Origin of the sequence: Oxalicibacterium faecigallinarum (assembly GCF_014635705.1) — a bacterium.
Classification (GTDB): domain Bacteria; phylum Pseudomonadota; class Gammaproteobacteria; order Burkholderiales; family Burkholderiaceae_D; genus Oxalicibacterium; species Oxalicibacterium faecigallinarum.
Genome location: NZ_BMDI01000001.1, coordinates 1,188,961 through 1,207,485 on the forward strand (window position 1 = coordinate 1,188,961; position 18,525 = coordinate 1,207,485).

Below are 18,525 nucleotides of genomic sequence, written 5' to 3' on the forward strand. Positions count from 1 at the left end.
GGTGAGGAGAATTTTCATGGCCGCTGGTCAGGCAAAGATTTCAGCATCGGCCAGACTCGAACCGACCTGATCCTTGGCTGACAATACCGGCTGTCCGTTGATCGGCCAATCTATCCCAATGGCAGGATCATTCCACATTACGCTGCGTTCAAACTGTGGCGCCCAGTAATCGGTCGTCTTGTAAAGAAATTCGGCGGTATCGCTCAAAACCAGGAACCCATGCGCAAAGCCCTCGGGAATCCACATCTGTTTTTTGTTCTGCGCCGACAGGACTTGTCCCACCCATTGACCGAACGTCGATGAATCCCGGCGCAAATCGACAGCCACGTCGAACACCTCGCCCGACGTTACACGGACTAGTTTGCCCTGAGGCTGCCTGATCTGATAGTGGAGTCCGCGCAACACGTTACGTGCAGAGCACGAGTGATTGTCCTGCACAAACACAACTTGGCGCCCGACAGTGTCGTTGAATTTACGCGCGTTGTAGCTCTCGAAAAAAAAGCCGCGATCATCACCAAATACAACGGGCTCGATGACGATTACATCAGGAATTGCCAAAGTATTTATATTCATTTCAAAAAACCGTTTCGCTCAGTACACGCTGTAGATAAGCGCCATATCCACTTTTCTTCAATGGCTCGGCCAGAGCGGCCAGTTGCTCGGTTGTGATATAGCCCTTGCGATAGGCGAGCTCTTCCGGACAGGCTATCTTCAGCCCTTGGCGATTCTCGATCGTGGCAATGAACTGGCCTGCTTCAAGCAAAGACTCATGCGTGCCGGTATCTAGCCAGGCCATGCCTCGCCCCATCAGCTCGACATTCAATTGCTCGCGCTCCAGATAAGCGCGATTGACGTCGGTAATCTCCAGCTCGCCTCGGGCAGAAGGACGAATAGATGCAGCAATATCGCAGACCTGATTGTCATAAAAATATAGACCGGTCACAGCATAATTAGACTTCGGTTCGATCGGTTTTTCTTCGATGCTCACGACGTGTCTTGCAGAGTCGAATTCAATCACGCCATAGCGTTCCGGGTCCTGCACGTGATAACCAAAAACAGTTGCGCCAATCGAAGACTCAGATGCCACTCGTAAGCGGCGATCAAAATCATGACCGTAATAAATGTTATCGCCCAAGATCAATACGGACGGATCGTTGCCGATAAATTGCCGCCCGATGACGAATGCCTGAGCAAGGCCATCCGGCGACGATTGCACGGCATAGGATAGTTTGATGCCCCATTGACTACCGTCGCCTAGCAGCTCCTGAAAACGCGGCGTGTCCTGCGGCGTCGAAATCAGCAAAATATCCCGAACACCGGCCAGCATCAGCGTGGTCAACGGGTAATAGATCATTGGCTTGTCATATACCGGCAAAAGCTGCTTGGAAATCGATATCGTAACGGGATAAAGACGCGTACCGGAACCACCCGCTAGGATAATACCCTTGCGATTGGGATGCGTAGCAGCTATTGGCGTCATGTCGTTGCTCCCACCTCGTCGTGTGCATCGCGCTGGCCGTAATTCCTCTCCATCCACGCGAGGTACTTACCTGACTGTATATCGGCCACCCAAGCCTGATGGTCAAGATACCACTGCACGGTTTTGCGGATACCACTCTCAAAGGTTTCTGCAGGCCTCCAGCCCAGCTCCCGTTCGATCTTGCCTGCATCTATCGCATAATGGCGATCATGCCCGGGGCGGTCGGTCACAAAGGCGATCTGCTCCACATACAAACCCTGTTCTTTGGGCACTAGTTCGTCCAGAATGTCGCACAAGGTACGCACGACATCTAGATTGGCTTTTTCGTTATGCCCGCCGATGTTGTAGGTCTCACCAACTCGCCCCTTATCCAGAACGCAACGGATCGCTGCGCAATGATCACTAACAAATAGCCAGTCGCGGATCTGCTGACCATCGCCATAAATGGGCAGTGGCTTGCCAGCCAGCGCATTGGTAATCGTCAGCGGAATCAGCTTTTCCGGAAAATGCAACGGCCCGTAATTGTTCGAGCAATTGGTCGTCAGCGTAGGGAAACCGTAGGTATGGTGATACGAACGCACCAGATGATCCGATGCAGCCTTGGAAGCCGCATAGGGACTGTTAGGCGCATAGGCGGTTGTTTCGGTAAAAGGCAGATCGGACGATCCCAAAGAACCATAGACTTCGTCGGTCGACACATGCAGAAAGCGGAAGGCTGCTTTTTCACCATCAGACAACGTCATCCAGTAACTGCGTGCTGCTTCTAGCAAGGTAAAGGTACCGTTAATGTTGGTGCGAATGAATTCTGCCGGACCGAGAATGGAACGATCTACGTGACTTTCTGCAGCAAAATGTACGACAGCCGATGGGCGGTAAGCCTCAAACAAGGCCTGCATGCGATGGGCATCGCAAATATCCACCTGTTCAAAAATATGCTTTGCGTCATTCTGGAGCGACGCGAGATTGGCGAGATTACCCGCGTAGGTCAGCTTGTCGAGATTGACTACGGGCTCATCATTGGCAGCGAGCCAATCGAGCACGAAATTGGAGCCGATAAAGCCCGCACCACCTGTGACAAAAATCATGTAAGCCTAATAATCAAATTAACCGATCACCTGTTTCAGCACAGGCCGGCCATCCTCACCCGAGAAAGAAAACGGCTGCTCTTCAGAAAATGCCGAAACCATTCTCTCTTTCCAGATATGATCCTCAATTCCGCACTGCGGCGCATACTCCTCAACAATTTTCAGCAGGATGGCTCTTACCGCTTTATAGTCAAAGGCGATGCAAGCATGATCCAGGGCCGACAGCATCTCCTTTAAATCCGTCCAGGGAATCTCATTCTCCTGCGCACGCATGATGAGCGGATGACGCGTTCCTTCCACATTGTCGCCGATCAGCAGTTCCTCAAACAACTTCTCGCCTGGGCGCAGGCCGACATGCTGAATCTCGATGCCGTCTACGCCGTCCCCTTTTACATCCAGACCGCTTAGATGTACCATGCGTTTTGCCAGATCCTGAATGCGAACCGGCTCGCCCATATCCAGCACAAAGACATCGCCGCCCTCACCCATTGCGCCCGCCTGGAGAACAAGCTGGGCAGCTTCGGGAATCGTCATAAAATAGCGCGTGATCTCGGGATGCGTCAGGGTGATTGGTCCGCCTGCCAGGATCTGCTTGCGGAACAAAGGCACAACCGAGCCAGAGGAGCCGAGTACATTCCCGAAGCGCACCATGCAAAAACGTGTTTTGCGCTGTGTTTTAGAGAATGCCTGCAGAATCAGCTCAGACAGGCGCTTGGTCGCTCCCATGACATTGGTAGGACGTACAGCCTTATCGGTCGAGATCAGTACAAAACAACTGACCCCCGCATCAATCGCGGCCTGTGCAAGCGACAAGGTACCGAACGCATTGTTACGGATGCCTTTGATCGGATTGTGCTCCACCAGTGGCACATGCTTATAGGCCGCAGCATGATAAATCGTATCGACGGCAAAGGTCTGCAGAATACGCTGGCACTTGTCCTGATCGAGGATCGAGTTAAGAAACGGGATCACAGGCACATTCAATTGTGCCTCAGAATTAATTTCGTTGAGCTCCTGCTCAATCGAATACAGCGCAAACTCGGACTGATCCAGCAACAGTAAACGACTCGGCGCCTGTCGTATGATCTGACGGCACAGCTCTGAACCAATCGAACCGCCAGCACCGGTAACCAGAACAGTCTTATCTGTAATGCAGGTAGAAAGCAGTTGTTTGTCAGGCACAACCTGATCGCGGCCCAACAAATCCTCAATCTCGACATCACGCACATCTTGCACGCGCAATTCACCATTCACCAGACTGGTAATCGGTGGCGTGACCTTAATCTTCACTTTTAACAGTTCCAGCTTTTCAAGAATCGCCTTTTGTTCAGCCTTGCTGGCAGAAGGAATTGCAAGGAGGATTTCCTTGATATGTTTCTTTTCGACCAATGCAGGCAATTCTTTTGGCGACCATACACGCACACCAGCGATGGTCGCACCATGCAACTCCTTCTTGTCATCTATCAGTGCAACGGGTAGATATTCGTGCCCCGCTCGCAACGCGCTGGCCAACTGCATACCCGAATGGCCGGCACCGTAAATAGCCACACGCACGGCCCCCAATCGATCCCCAGCACGCAACAGATAGCCACGCGCCAGAAATCGACTTGCGACTACGTACAGAATTGCGCTGACCCAGTAAATACCAAAGACGCCGCGTGACAATGTGACGGTGTGCAGGAACGTTGCCAGTGCAGCCATACAGATGACCGATAACGTCACGCCCATCACAACCACAAAAACGATTTTCTGATCAATAAATCGAATCACCGCTCGGTACAGCCCAAGCCGTAAAAAAATGGGAATGGAAATAAGTGGAGCCGCGACGATGATCCAGAAGTACATCTGGAATAACTGAGGTGTACTGCTATCGTAGCGAAGTAAAACCGCCAGATAGAAAGTCAGTGGAAGCATGACCAGATCAGCCAAGGCAGCAACGATCTGTTTGTAAATACGAGGAAGTTCAAGAAAGGATTTCATGATCAATGCGTTATGCCATCTTTGGACAACACCTTGTAGAACGTTAGCACGAGTATCTTGAGATCAAAAACCAGAGACTGCCGCTGCAGGTATTCATAATCAAGCTGCACCTTTTGAGGAATCGGCAATTCATCACGACCATTGATCTGCGCCCAGCCAGTCAGCCCTGGTCTAAGCTTGTCAATGCCAAGCTCGGTGCGAATCGCGATCAGATCATTCTGATTGAACAAAGCTGGACGTGGACCGACAAAACTCATGTCTCCTTTGAAGATGCTCCAAAGTTGCGGCAACTCATCTAGGCTCGATTGCCTTAAAAACGAACCGATCGGAGTCAAGAACTGCTTAGGATCACTCAACAAATGTGTCGCTACTGCCGGTGTATCAACTCGCATCGAACGAAATTTTGGCATCCTAAAAATACGATTATGTATGCCAACCCGATCAGACCAATACAATACCGGCCCACGCGAACTTAAACGCACCGCGACTGCAACAAGCAGCACAGGTAAACAAAGCATAACAGCGGCACATAAAGCTAACAAAAGATCAAAACATCGCTTCATTTTTTCTTGGCATTCAGATAATCAAGAGCCGTTTTTTCTAGTCCATAGTTAGAAGTATACGGAGGTAACCAGCCCAGATCTCGACGAATTTTACTATCGTCGATCTGCAAAGATCCGATCAACCGTTCAATCTGAGCAGAGTAGCCGACTAATGATGCAAGTCTTCGAAGGACCCAGGGTGTACACGGAAACAATAATGGAGGCCGCCCCATTGCTTTACCTAATTTTCTCAGCAGATAAATGGTGGAGACATCCTCCTCATCCTTAACAAAATAAGTCTGACCAGATGCATTGGAATGAAGTCCACACGCAATAAGAGCGTCCACGAGATTTTCAACATAAATAAGGCTACGGAAATTATGTACACTTAACAAAGGTAAAGGAGTCCTTTTCTCCAATACTTTCAGCATTTGATGAAAGTTGCCTTTAACATTTGCACCATATACCAGCGGCGGACGCACAATCACAATTTCCAAACCCGTTTCTGCCGCAATAACACGCAAAGCCTGTTCGGCTTCCCACTTCGATATTCCATATGGATCTTCCGGCAATGCTGGATCGTCCTCCGTGAACGGGCGTCCGGTATCAGTCATTTCGCCGCTAACCTTGACCGAACTCACATAAACCAGACGCCTGACTCCTGCAGCTGCAGCTGAGCGGGCAAGTCGTTCTGTGCCAGCAACATTGACTTCTCTGAATGCTTCGAGTGGATCGGCCGTCTGCTCACGCATGACATGCACCCGGGCCGCTAGATGAATAACCGTGTCGATGCCAGTAAAGGCATTTGTCCAATCGGTTTCACCAGAAATATCTTCTATCCTGTGAAAATCGCAGTCTAATGCACCCACATTCATTATCTCACGCACTACTCCTTTAACCGGATGACCCCGCCCTGTCAACTCACGACAAAGAGGCTGGCCGACAAAACCGCTTGCTCCAGTAACAAGAAAACTATGCATCAAGAAACCCATTTGGATTCATCTTTGGCCATACTAGGATCGTTACACATTTCCATAGTCCTCTTCCGTTTCTGTTGCATGGGATATATGTAGTGCGATTGTTGGTACAGTAGTCGGGACGTAGTTATCGAACGAAGAAAACAAGCGGAGAACGGCCGGACTCAAGGCATTATGTATTTTCTGGCTGGCGCACTGGTTTCCTCAGGGAGGATAGTTTTTTCAGCCATGCTTCGAAGCGATTCATCAGCGTGCCGCGGTCGAATTCTCTGGCGGCTAACGCGAACGCGTTATTTCCCATTTCTAGACGCTCATCAGCACTGGCCGTCGAAAGTTGCAACACCGCCGCTGCCAGTCCGTTTGCATCGCCGGCGGCACACGTCAGTCCTGCGTTGGCACTTCTTACCAAATCAGCACCCTCGCCATCAAGCATCGCCAGCACAGGGATACCAGCCGCCAGATACGACTGCAGCTTACCGGGGATCGTCATCGCGAAAATAGGCTCATCCTTCAGGCTGACCAAAAGCGCGTCGGCGTGTTCGAAAAAGGACGGCATGCGCTCCAGTGGATGGCGTCCCAGCATTTTCACCGTATCCTGTAGGCCGACCCGCTTGATTTCATTGGTGACCCACTGCGCCATGCGTCCATCACCGACAATCAGCCACTGGATATGACGCGCATCTTTCAGGCGCTGCGCGGCCTGCAGGATTGCCGGAAAATCCTGCGCATCGCCGATGTTACCGGCAAACATGACGTTGAATTGGCCGGGAGACCGCGAAATTTCCGGCGCGGGAACAACATCCGACGACGCGGCGATCGAATCGGCCCAACTCGGAAAATATTCGATCCAGGCATTCTGGCCGGCATAACTTCGGATATCGGAAACAAAGCTCCTGGATTGCGCCAGAATCAAATCACAACGTCGGTAGATAAAACTGACTAACCACCCGACGATCTTCAGCAGAAACGGCGAGTGGACGACGCCAATAGCCTTTAACGTACCTGGCCATAAATCCAGCACCCAGAACGCCAAAGGTGCCTTCTTGGCAAAGCGCATCACGGCAGCAGGAATACCGACGGTAATCGGCGACGGCTCAAACGCGAAGATGACATCGAATGCCTGCCCGCGCAATTTCCACCAGCCGATGGTTGAAGCACTGGCGGCAAAACTCAGGTAATTCAAAACAAGGCGCGCACTACCGGCACCTCGCGCAGTCATCGGCACACGGACAATTTCCACGCCCTCAAAGCGTGCGTGAACGGAAGGATCGGCGCGAAATTGCGGGAAAACCACACCGTCCGGGTAATTCGGCAAGCCGGTCAATACCGTTACCTGATGTCCGCGCCGGACCAGTTCGGCGGCCATGTCGTTGACGCGAAAATTTTCAGGCCAGAAATACTGGGATACGACCAGAATACGCATAGCTAGCCGTTCAATACTTTTTCCAAACTACGCGATTTACATAATCTGTATAGCTATGGATGATCCGCACGACTTTATCGGAAACATTCGGCATGCTGTAGTCCTCTACTTGGCGTAATGAACGCACCTGCCCCCCTCCATCACCACGCGCCTGATTTTCCAGAATCGCCAAGCCCTGACGCACGCGCTCGACCGACAATCCAACCATCATGACCGCAGCTTCCTCCATTCCCTCTGGACGTTCATGCGCCTCGCGCAAATTCAGCGCCGGAAAATTCAAGATCGACGACTCTTCGTTAATCGTTCCGCTATCGGACAACACGACGCGGGACGACATCTGAAGCTTAACGTAATCATGAAAACCCAATGGCTTGAGCAACCTGACGTTGGCGTGAAATTTCGCTTCTGCCACATCGATCCGTTTTTGCGTGCGCGGATGCGTCGAGACAATCACCGGCAACCGATATTCCTCGGCTACCGCATTGATGATTTCAACCAATTTGACGAACGATTGCGGCGAATCAATATTTTCCTCTCGATGTGCACTCACGACAAAATAACCGCCGGTCTGAAGTACCAGACGACCGAGAACATCCGATGCATCGATATGGGAACGGTAATGCGTCAGCACCTCAAACATCGGGCTGCCGGTCTTGATCACTAGATCAGGCGAAAGACCTTCCCGTAACAGATAGTCTCGTGCAATCGTGCTATAGGTCAAATTGACATCCGCAGTATGATCGACGATACGTCGATTGGTCTCTTCTGGCACGCGCTGATCGAAGCAGCGATTACCTGCTTCCATGTGAAATATTGGAATTTTCCGGCGTTTCGCCGGAATCACGGACAGACAACTGTTGGTATCGCCGAGCACCAGCATGGCTTCCGGCTTAACCTCAGCCAGCACTCGATCGACGGCAATGATCAGGTTGCCGATCGTATGCGCCGGGCCGTCGCTGTGGCCGGCACTGTTCAAAAAATAGTCCGGCTTGCGTACACCCAGATCATCAAAAAACACCTGATTAAGTTCGTAGTCATAATTCTGTCCGGTATGTACCAGAACATGGTCGCAAAACTCATCGAGCCGCGCCAACACACGCGACAAACGAATGATCTCCGGACGCGTTCCAACTACCGAAACAATCTTTAGTTTTTTCATGATTAGACTTTATGGGAAATGGTATCCGGACTCTGCCGGTCAAAAATCTCGTTTGCCCAAAGCATCACAATCATCTCTTCCTCACCGATATTCGTAATATCATGCGACCAGCCTGGCACCGTCTCGACGATAGTCGGCGACGCGCCACTTGTCATCAACTCATACGTCTCACCAGTCACGACATGCCGGAAGGCGAAACGAGCCTTTCCCTGAATGACCAGAAATTTCTCGTTTTTTGAATGATGGTAGTGACCGCCACGTGTCACCTTCGGGTGAGCGGTGAAAAAAGAAAACTGTCCGGAATCCTTCGTCTTGAGCATTTCCACGAATCGACCGCGCGGGTCCACATGCACGGGTATCTCATAAAAGAATTGTTCAGGCGACAGAAAACTTAGATAGGTCGAATACAGCGCTCTCGTCAGCCCCTGGCCTACCGCCTCAGTCACCATCGTAGCGCGACTATCCTTGAAGGCCTTGATCTGGTCGGCCAGTGCGCCTACCGTAATCGAATACATCGGCGTGATCTCTCTTCTATGCACACCTGCTGAAACCGCGTCGAGTACTGCAATGAAATCCGCAATGACATCATCAATATAGACAAGATGGATAACCGCGTTCGCATCGTTGATCTGAATCGGCAACGACTTGGCGATGTTGTTGCAAAAAGTCGCGACCGCAGAATTGTAATTAGGTCGACTCCATTTGCCGAAAACATTGGGCAGGCGATACAAATAGACGGGCGAACCGGTCTCTTCAGCCAGTGAGAGCAACGCCTGCTCGGCTGCGAGCTTGCTCGCGCCGTATGCGTTATCAAGTGTTGCCTGTATCGACGATGTATAAACGATCGGAATCGGACGCGCACTCGCGACAATCGCTTCGCACAGCCGCTGCGTCAATTGCTGATTGCCCGTCGTGAAATCGGCAGGGTCCTGCGGGCGATTAACACCTGCTAGATGAAATACCCAATCGACGTCTATTAAAAGAGATGGCAACTGCGCCAGATCATCCTGCCGATTAAGGCACACGACCTGCACATCCTTGCGTTCGGCCAGATGCACTTGCAGGTTTTTTCCGATAAATCCGTTCGCCCCGGTTATCAACACCTTCATCAAATCAGTCCTCGGCCAAGGCAGGCATGTTCACCACGGACAAAGGTCGTGACAATGTATTGTGTGGATTCTCCAAGTCTAACCAACAGGTTCTTGCCAATGAAACCCTGGCTTCCCGTGACGAGCACGCAGTGGATTTGCGATGGGGGTGTGCTCATTCCTCTGGCTCCACATTTGCTCCCTGTATGGCAGCCTGCATAAAGCGTAGCTTAATGAGCAGGCTTTTCATGCCTTCTACATTCAGGCGCGTTGTGTTGTGGGAGCTGTATTCGACAGCCTCGGATATCTTGATTTCGCCTTGTTCCACAAACTTGCCGTAATTCAAGTCACGAAGGTCAGGCGGCACACGGTAGTAACCTCCAAGATCTTGTGCCGATACCATTTCCTCCCGGCTCAGTAATACTTCAAATAATTTTTCTCCATGCCGGGTACCAATAATATTGATCGGGTGCGAGGGTTGTTGCAGTAGTTCGATCAATGCCCGGGCAAGGGTCTCTATGGTTGCCGCCGGTGCTTTTTGTACGAAAATATCGCCTGGGTTGCCATGCTCGAATGCGTAAAGCACCAGATCAACGGCATCATCCAGGGTCATCATGAAGCGCGTCATGAGCGGGTCCGTGATGGTGATGGCCTGACCGGCACGAATCTGATTGGTAAACAGCGGAATCACCGACCCACGCGAGGCCATGACATTGCCATAGCGTGTAGCACAGATGATGGTGCTGGTACTGGAACGAGACTTGGCGACAATGACCTTTTCCATCATGGCCTTGCTGATCCCCATTGCATTGATGGGATACACCGCTTTGTCAGTGCTAAGGCAGACGACATGCTTGACGCCACAATTGATTGCGGCTTCCAGCACATTCTCGGTGCCCAGCACGTTGGTTTTGACTGCCTCCATGGGATGGAATTCGCATGATGGCACCTGCTTGAGGGCTGCTGCATGGTAGATATAATCCACCCCGCGCACTGCATTCAATACGGATTGATAATCCCGTACATCGCCGATGTAGAACTTGAGCTTGGGGCTGTTGTACTTCTTGCGCATATCATCCTGCTTCTTTTCGTCCCGGCTTAGGATGCGAATTTCCTGCAGGTCTGAGTCGAGGAAGCGGCGCAGCACTGCATTACCAAATGATCCGGTACCGCCAGTAATCAACAGCGCCTTGTTTTTAAACATCAAAATCCTCCTTTGTGCTGATGCACGACATGTTCGATGAATGCCAAAGTGTCGTCTGCACACTGTTTCCATGAGTAGGCATGTGCTTTTTGCCATGCTGCCTGTGCCAGTACCGAGCGCATTGTATTATCTTTGGCCAGTTGTAGCAGTGCATGAGTGATGGATGGTGCTGAATAGGGATCAAAATATATGCCGGCATCCCCTAGGACTTCCGGCATGGGCCCCTTGTTTGAGCAGGCGATGGGTAGCCCTGCCGCCATTGCCTCAATCAATATGTTGGGCAAATTCTCACAACTAGATGCAAAGATAAATGCGTCAGCCTCATGGTACAAGCCGTGCAATCTGTCGAATGGAGCATGGCCTGTATATTTCAGGAAATGATTATCTGGATCAAGTTGTTGCAACAGATGTTGAAACGCCTGCGCATATTGTCCCCATGGGGCACCAATAAAGTTTGCTTCAATGGGTAACCCCTGTTGCCGTAATGCAGCAATGGCTTGCGCTACCTCAAGCTGATGCTTGTAAGGCATCAGGATGGAGACATACATCACGCGAAACGGTTGTGCCTCCGTGCAATCTTCCAATCGCCGTTGCGGTCGTGGAACATGCATGAAGCGCTCTTCTATCCCGTGCGGGATCAGTGCCGTATGCGGTGTTACTGTTTTTAGTAAGTCTTGAATGGTATTGCGTGCATAGTTGGACAGGAAGATCAGGCCTTGTGCCCGTGAAAATGACGCACCTTGGCTATATCTCAACAGTTGCATTTTCAGGCGCATGAGGCTCCAGCGACCAAATAGGTCGGCCTGTGATGGCTCAAAAGGCAGCATATTCTGGGACATCGTGACTGCAGGTACCGGACATTGCCAGGGTATGGTGCCGCCCGGTGAAAACAGCACGTGACATCCGGCATGCTTCAGTTCTTGAGGCAGGTAATATTGCTGACCTATGGCTCGATGCAGGAGCCCGCCATTGCACCAAGCTGGAGTGATAGGTCTGATCCAGGAGCGCTGAGGAAGTTGCTGTGCTGTCTGTGTACTGGTCCAGATCGTGACGCGTGCGACAGACGATCCTGCTGGCTCTGCAGCACTCAGGAGGCGGACGAGATGTGTCAGCCCACCACCGGAGCGGATGTTGCTGGCATCAATGCCAATATGCAGCTTGCTTGAGGGCAAGGTCATTTCCCTTGGAGTTCGTTCATGACCATCAAGCCATTGCGAACGGGATAACGCGTTTGGCAACTGGAACACACCAGTTGCTCTGCCTGTCGATTCAACTGCTCGCACTGGCAGGAAGGGCATCGCAGCAGGGGAAAGACGTCAATACCCTGATTTCTCTTCCTTTGCGACAGCAGGTTACGGATTCCCTGTCTGCCCCATTCGCGCAAGCGTGCCTTGAGTGACAGGGAGGTGCTGGGGCGAATCTGTTCTGGCGGTGTCCAGTTGGTATCAACTTCCGGGTTGGTCACCTGATAGGCTATGTTGTCTTGCCAGTAGTAACGTACATGAAACTCGAATGGGCGCTTGGGCATCAGCATGGTGGTCAGGTAACGCTTGACGCGATGTTCGTATAATTCGACCAAGCCAGGGTCATTGATCCAGGCTTGTTTCTTGGTGATGATCAGGGTGTTATCCCTGTCGGTAATTTCCAAACGGTGATCGCGGTAAGGATTGAGGCGTTCAAACAAGGCATCAGGTACTTCGATATATCCTGCCCGGGCCACACGTTGCAGCTCTGCGAGAAAGCGTTCAGGATCAGTTGAGTGCTCCAGGACATGCGAGGCGATGACGAAATCAAACGCCTTGTCCTTGAAGGGCAGGTTTTCGACAAAACCCAGCACGGTTGGACGGTCCGATGTGAGCGGAACCCAGTGCCTTTCACGCGTATGTTCGTAGGCATCCAGCAATACGTTTGCGCGGGGATAAGGATTGCCGCCTGACCCTACTTCCAGCACCAGGGCGTTCGGATGCACCGGCGTGTGGAATCGTCGCAGTGCCCAGGCAATTGGCTGGAGGCGCAAGGCTAGCATGAGCTGCATTGCCCTAGAATATTTATGCATGGTGTTTTCCGATTTCCTCTTTAATCCAGTTCATCAGCATGGCTGCCCTTGAATCAATGTCATGGCCTGCGCGCATGACCTTCCTGTAGCCAGCTTCTGCTACCTGGGATGCTTTGTCGGGTTTTTTTATGTAATAGTCAATCTTGGCCAACATTTCCTCCCGCGAGCGGAAGAAATCTGCTTCCACTCCCTCCAGATACAGTGACGCCAAGTCTTCGGAATATTCCGACAGCATCAGTGTTCTGGTGGCGGGAATCTCGAAACAGCGACGTGTATAGGTATCTCGGTTCAGTTTCGAGAAAAAGCATAATGCAATTCTTGCACCGCACAGCGCACGATTATAGTCTTCGCGCCACACCATGCTGGTTGGTGCAAGGTGTTGAAGCAGGGCAGAACGCACCAAAGGTTTTGCCCAGTATTTTGTCGGGCCAAATAACCTCAGTTGATGGCCTTTCGCGACAATGGCCTCTAGGTGATCCATGCGTTGGTCAGGTTCGTAATGCCCGATAAATACAACATCTGTCCCAAACTTGCCTTGTTCAGCTGGTGTCAGCGTGACCGGGTGGCTACGGTCCGGCACATACCATGAGCGTAATAACTCAACCCGGCGTGCACCCGCTCGCACGAATTCCAGCAGGTTGGCGTGTCGGTAGGCAAGCATCAGGTCATAGTCCGGGATGGCTGCCATGAAGTGTCGCCACAGGTAGCGAGGCTGTGTTGGGGAAAAGGGATCGTCATTGTTGTAGCCAACCAGCACGCAGCGAGGCAATTGTTGACGAATGGCACGCAGCGTGACTGCCGTGATGTGAGTACCCCGATAAATAAAGATGGCATCAGGTTGTTGCGTAAGCGCCAATGTCATCAGGTCCTGATTAATCTGGTCAATCACCTTGCCGACAACAAACTTGTTCTGGATGCGCTTAAGTAGCCCAGACAAGAAGCTAGCTTGCTGAGATGCGTCAGTAAAGTAGTGGAACCATTTGAATGAGATCACTTCATGGCCCAAACGGCGGAAGGCGCGACTCAATTCCTCCTCATGTAGGTCGGAGTGCCAGTCACCAGCAATCAGCAACTTCAAGAGGATTGCCCCCGCGCTGCGCCCAGGCGTGGAGTATGCCCCAGCTTGTTCTTGATCCAGATGATCAATCGATCCAGCCATTCAGGGCCTACCAGCAATAAGCCAATGAAGTAGGCATGGAAGAGTGGTGAGCGCCAGAAACCCAGTCGAGCCAGCGAGAATCCATATTTCAGGAACACTCCCAGAGGCTGTTTGGCCTGGATGGAGAGTATCGGGTATGAGTATGCCCCGATGTCAGAACGGATCGCGTTGAAGACAGGCATGCCGGTCTGGGTTTCAATATGCCGGGCAATATCAAGCATGCCTTGCATGAAATGCAGGGAGGATTCCGGGGTCTGGTTCTGGGGAACAAACTTGCCTCGCTCCGCAGCACTATTGCCGAAATCCGGCGGGGTGCCATCGCGCCGCAGCGCGATGATCCCGGGAGTGAATACCACGCTGTGGTGGGCCAGGATCATGCCGACTAGATAGAGCTGATACAGCAGGGTGCCATCGAAGCGATCGGTAGCGAAACCAGCCGCGGCATCACGCTTGATGACCATACCAGGGATAACGACGGAACGCCGATAGCCGGCCGCGATGGCAGACTGGCCGGCAGGGAATACATGCTCTTCGGCATAGTAGCGAAACACTTGTTTGTGTATAGACGGGTCGGTGTCAAATGTGGCGTAAGTGCGTACGATCACACCGCAGTCATCGATCCTGTGTGCAATGTCAGCGATAGAGGATAGAGCGCCTGCACATAACAGGTCATCATTGCCCATGAAGACGCAGAATTGCCCGCGACTGTGTTCTACCAATTCACGAATGTTGCCATCATAGCCGAGGTTGCTAGCGTTCTCACGGTAACGAATCCGGCCTGGATAGCGGGCACTGAAATCTTCGGCTACCTGCCTGATCGCGTTACGTTCTGGCGAACCATCCTCGCAGATCAAGATGTCAAAATCCTGGAAATCCTGTTGGAGGATGGAGTCCAGCAATGGTGTTAGAAGTTGTGCCCTGTTGTATGCAGGAATGCAGACAGTAAGCAATGGTCTTGTATTCATTTTCAGGCGTTTTTCATGGCAATTGCCAACATGATTAATGCAAACAGGCGGCCACCATTGGCCCTGCCTGCTAGGTGCCCCCTGACCAATGCATGTACTTCATCAAGATTGAATAGTGCTGGCAGGCTTTCCATGCGTCGCATCAAGTCTTTCTCTCCAGCCTGGCGTAACCATTCATTCAGGGGAATGGAAAAGCCTTGTTTACGTTGAACATCCAGATCGCGGGGTAGCCAGCGGCGTGCCAGTATACGCTGCAAGCGTCGGGATTCCCCATTGTGCACTTTCCAGCTGGAAGGCAAGCGCCCAAAGGCAAATTCAATCAAGCGATGATCCAGGAATGGTGCCCTGACCTCAAGGCTGTGCGCCATGCTTGCTCTATCTACCTTTACCAGGAAATCATCTGGCAATATGCTGTTGAAGTGGGTGCGCGTCATGGAGTCTACGGGGTCCCTACCTTGCAGGAACTGTTTCAATAAAAACTGTTCGGCCTGGCCCAGCTCTTCCCCGAGTTCATTCACAGCATGCCGCTGCAGGATACGGCGGCGTAAGGTCTGATCAAAGTATGGACGCCCCCATATCATCTGCTGTAGTGGGCCATGCCGTAGCGATGCCAGGCGGTTGCGTCCTCGAACCCCGGCTGGCAACATGGCCGCTGCACTGGCAACTCCAGCCATGATGGGCGATGAAACCCAGCCCCAGCGACTGGCATCTGCCAGGCTGGTGGTGTAATCCGAATAACCACCAAATAACTCATCCCCGCCATCCCCGCCAAGGGCGACAGTGACCTGCTGGCGCGCAAGGCCAAACACCATCCAGGCTGGCAGGATGGATGAGTCGGCAATTGGTTCATCAATGAATGGCGCGAGTCCATCCAATAATTGCAGGCTGGTTTCCTGTAATGGCAGTACATGATGACGGGTGCCAAAATGTGATGCCACTTTTTGTGCATGATGCGCCTCATCCAAGTGTGAACCGGGAAGCGAAATCGTGAAGGTTTCGACCGCTTTGGCGCTAACACGAGCAGCTGCTCCTACAACGAGACTGGAATCCAGCCCGCCAGACAGCATTACCCCAACTGGCACATCAGCCACTAGTCGCAGGCGTACGGAGTCTTCGATGAGTGCTGCAGCCTCGTCTGCGAGCGCTTCGCCATCTTCAGCCCCTGATGATTGATTGGGTGGCAAGGACCAATAACGCCAGATATCAAGCTTGAAGGTATCCAGTGATAGCTTGGCGCAGTGTGCCGGGGGTAGTTTCTGTACGCCAGAAAAAAGACACATACCTGCTGGAATGTAGCCCAGCGATAAATAATGGTTGAGTGCTTGCAAGTCGATCGCAGACTGGTGGGGCAAGGCCTTGAGTTCGGACGCGAACCAGAATTCACTTGCGGATGGTGCAAAATAAAGTGGTTTCTCTCCAGCACGATCACGCGCAATAAATACCGAGGCAGGGGTATGTGCATTGCCACGATCATGGATGGCAAAAGCAAACATGCCATTCAGGTGTTCCAGGCAGTCAGGTCCCCAATGGACGAAGGCGGCAAGCAGCACTTCGGTGTCACCTGTTGAATGAAAACGGTGTCCCAGTCCTGTGAGTGTGTGGCGTAGCGCGGCAAAGTTGTATAGTTCGCCATTAAAAATGATCGTGTAACGACCATCCTGGCTGGTCATCGGTTGCTGGGAGCTACTTGATAGATCAATGACAGACAGACGGCGATGCCCAAACACCACCCTGCCACAATTTGATGACCATATCCCATTACCATCGGGCCCACGATGGATAAGCTTGTTCAGCTGGGTCCCCAGTCTGGCTGGGTCAGCAGAAGTTGAGTGGATGAATCCGGCGATACCGCACACGATATTTAGTCTTTTTCCTGTTGGAGGCAACTGCTATGACAGTTGCCTGATTGATGAACAGATTGGCATTGGCGACACCGCCGTGTCGTCAGTCTCAACTGCATGTCCTTAACGTTCAACTACACCTCCAGATATTGCAACAGGCATGCTTGAAGCCGATCTTGCTCTAAGGTATGTGATAATGAACATGCTGCCTGCGACAATGTGACTGAGAATCAGCGTCAGGATAGCGCCATCAAGTTGGTATTCCTTGACAGCAGCATAACCAAAGGCAAGGCTGAAAATCCCAGGTACGGTATTTGCCAGTAGCAAAGAGGATAGGCGACGTTGCGCATAGACGGCGTAGGTGAGGATGGAGCAGATGGCGCTAAAGGATGCGGATGCGACAATCCATGGCAACACCTGTGAATGTAGGGCATATTCCGGGGCTGAAAGCAGCGAAATCAACTCCTTGTGCCACCAGCCAGCTACTAGCATAACCATGGAAAATGCAGGTATGCAATACAGCGCCACTTTCAGCACAGCGTCGAATGACGATCCATGTTGCTTGTTTTCGTGCTCATATAGAATGGGTACGATATAAGTCACGATAACACCGAGTAGTGCCGTCACGGGAAAGCTGGCAATCGAGACCAGGACGCCATATTCCGCTACTACCGAAAGCTCCGCGAAGTAATCCAGTAGCCAGCGATTGGACATGTTCTGCAGCCAGCCGAACAAGCCCCAGATGATCATGGGCCAGCAGAATGCCAGTGACTCGTGAAGAGTAGCGCGGATATCTAGCCAGGAAAATCGAGCCAAAAGCTGGCGTTGACCCAGCATGTAGGTGAATGAAGCAGCGAGACTCGAAATCGCCAGCAGGCCAATGATCATGGCTGGGGTGGGTGAGTCATGCAGGGCGAGAGTGGATAAAAGCAAGATCCTGCTGGTGTAGTCAACCCCTGTTGCGATGGCGATCAAGGTGCGGGAGCGGAGCCCGCTTGCCACTGTCAGGTTGAGGTTCTTGATTGCATCACAGGCAAGCCAGAATACCCATGGTATCAACACCGTGTGCAGGGAGTTGCCCAATCCCTCCATCATCATGACCAGGCTCACTAATGCCCCAATAATCAAAGCCAGGACGGTATAGGCAGTCACCATTGCCGAATAACGCCGAGGCAGGGTCGCGTGCTTGCTATTGTAATCGGCAATATTACGCATCAAACCCTGGTCGAATGCGGAAAACGAGATAGTCAACACTACGGCAAGCAGCGATGATGCCAATAGGTAGCTACCCATGTCGGCTTTAGTAATGGATATGGCCAGAAGTTTGAGAAACACAAGGCTGCCCAGTGCATCAATCATCCGGCCGATCACAACAATCAATTTTTCCGATGTCAATTTCATAAGTGAATTGGAAAGCTCTGATTCCGTACTGGTGGAGGGTCAGTCGTTATGCAGGCTTTGCCTTGGGGCTAAATCAGGTAGTTAGAAATTCTGCTTGAGCCTTGAGCATGTCGCCATAACATAACAATTGACTGTTATCTCGGTCTTCCTGTTGCCCAAGGCCTG

General features: G+C 51.8%; 16 protein-coding genes. All 16 read right to left on the reverse strand.

From position 1 onward, the window contains the following. Positions 1 to 27 precede the first annotated feature (27 nt). Positions 28 to 573: a dTDP-4-dehydrorhamnose 3,5-epimerase gene (gene rfbC, locus IEV29_RS05775; RefSeq protein WP_188380277.1), complete on the reverse strand. Its 546-nt coding sequence runs from the start codon at positions 571 to 573 to the stop codon at positions 28 to 30. A 1-nt stretch (position 574) separates the two neighbouring features. After that, a complete protein-coding gene (gene rfbA, locus IEV29_RS05780; RefSeq protein ID WP_188380278.1) occupies positions 575 to 1,480 on the reverse strand; it encodes a glucose-1-phosphate thymidylyltransferase RfbA in 906 nt (301 codons plus the stop codon). Next, positions 1,477 to 2,565 (reverse strand): dTDP-glucose 4,6-dehydratase, encoded by a 1,089-nt coding sequence (gene rfbB, locus IEV29_RS05785; RefSeq protein WP_188380279.1) that lies wholly within the window; start codon positions 2,563 to 2,565, stop codon positions 1,477 to 1,479. The genes rfbA and rfbB overlap by 4 nt, the downstream gene beginning before the upstream one ends. Before the next feature lie 18 nt (positions 2,566 to 2,583). Further along, a complete protein-coding gene (locus IEV29_RS05790; RefSeq protein WP_188380280.1) occupies positions 2,584 to 4,545 on the reverse strand; it encodes a polysaccharide biosynthesis protein in 1,962 nt (653 codons plus the stop codon). A 2-nt stretch (positions 4,546 to 4,547) separates the two neighbouring features. Then, the gene (locus tag IEV29_RS05795; RefSeq protein WP_188380281.1) at positions 4,548 to 5,108 is read right to left on the reverse strand and encodes a sugar transferase; all 561 of its coding nucleotides are present in this window, start codon (positions 5,106 to 5,108) and stop codon (positions 4,548 to 4,550) included. Continuing rightward, complete coding sequence (locus IEV29_RS05800) at positions 5,105 to 6,079, reverse strand: UDP-glucose 4-epimerase family protein (RefSeq protein ID WP_229726248.1); 975 nt, start codon at positions 6,077 to 6,079, stop codon at positions 5,105 to 5,107. The genes IEV29_RS05795 and IEV29_RS05800 overlap by 4 nt, the downstream gene beginning before the upstream one ends. Before the next feature lie 157 nt (positions 6,080 to 6,236). After that, positions 6,237 to 7,487 carry a glycosyltransferase family 4 protein gene (locus IEV29_RS05805; RefSeq protein WP_188380282.1) on the reverse strand — a complete coding sequence of 417 codons (1,251 nt, stop codon included), beginning with the start codon at positions 7,485 to 7,487 and terminating at the stop codon, positions 6,237 to 6,239. 10 nt (positions 7,488 to 7,497) lie between these two features. Next, complete coding sequence (gene wecB / locus IEV29_RS05810; RefSeq protein ID WP_188380283.1) at positions 7,498 to 8,646, reverse strand: non-hydrolyzing UDP-N-acetylglucosamine 2-epimerase; 1,149 nt, start codon at positions 8,644 to 8,646, stop codon at positions 7,498 to 7,500. 2 nt (positions 8,647 to 8,648) lie between these two features. Then, a complete protein-coding gene (gene wbjC, locus IEV29_RS05815; protein WP_188381090.1) occupies positions 8,649 to 9,755 on the reverse strand; it encodes a UDP-2-acetamido-2,6-beta-L-arabino-hexul-4-ose reductase in 1,107 nt (368 codons plus the stop codon). A gap of 154 nt (positions 9,756 to 9,909) precedes the next feature. Next, positions 9,910 to 10,938 carry a polysaccharide biosynthesis protein gene (locus tag IEV29_RS05820; RefSeq protein ID WP_188380284.1) on the reverse strand — a complete coding sequence of 343 codons (1,029 nt, stop codon included), beginning with the start codon at positions 10,936 to 10,938 and terminating at the stop codon, positions 9,910 to 9,912. Continuing rightward, the gene (locus IEV29_RS05825) at positions 10,938 to 12,110 is read right to left on the reverse strand and encodes a glycosyltransferase family 4 protein (RefSeq protein ID WP_188380285.1); all 1,173 of its coding nucleotides are present in this window, start codon (positions 12,108 to 12,110) and stop codon (positions 10,938 to 10,940) included. Before IEV29_RS05825 ends, IEV29_RS05820 begins: the two co-directional genes overlap by 1 nt. Positions 12,111 to 12,112: 2 nt before the next feature. After that, positions 12,113 to 12,994: a methyltransferase domain-containing protein gene (locus IEV29_RS05830; protein WP_229726249.1), complete on the reverse strand. Its 882-nt coding sequence runs from the start codon at positions 12,992 to 12,994 to the stop codon at positions 12,113 to 12,115. After that, positions 12,987 to 14,153 (reverse strand): CgeB family protein, encoded by a 1,167-nt coding sequence (locus IEV29_RS05835; RefSeq protein ID WP_188380287.1) that lies wholly within the window; start codon positions 14,151 to 14,153, stop codon positions 12,987 to 12,989. Before IEV29_RS05835 ends, IEV29_RS05830 begins: the two co-directional genes overlap by 8 nt. After that, complete coding sequence (locus IEV29_RS05840; protein ID WP_188380288.1) at positions 14,069 to 15,118, reverse strand: glycosyltransferase family 2 protein; 1,050 nt, start codon at positions 15,116 to 15,118, stop codon at positions 14,069 to 14,071. Before IEV29_RS05840 ends, IEV29_RS05835 begins: the two co-directional genes overlap by 85 nt. Positions 15,119 to 15,120: 2 nt before the next feature. After that, positions 15,121 to 16,974: an asparagine synthase (glutamine-hydrolyzing) gene (asnB, locus tag IEV29_RS05845; RefSeq protein WP_188380289.1), complete on the reverse strand. Its 1,854-nt coding sequence runs from the start codon at positions 16,972 to 16,974 to the stop codon at positions 15,121 to 15,123. A 108-nt stretch (positions 16,975 to 17,082) separates the two neighbouring features. Further along, the gene (locus IEV29_RS05850) at positions 17,083 to 18,360 is read right to left on the reverse strand and encodes a lipopolysaccharide biosynthesis protein (RefSeq protein WP_188380290.1); all 1,278 of its coding nucleotides are present in this window, start codon (positions 18,358 to 18,360) and stop codon (positions 17,083 to 17,085) included. Positions 18,361 to 18,525 lie beyond the last annotated feature (165 nt).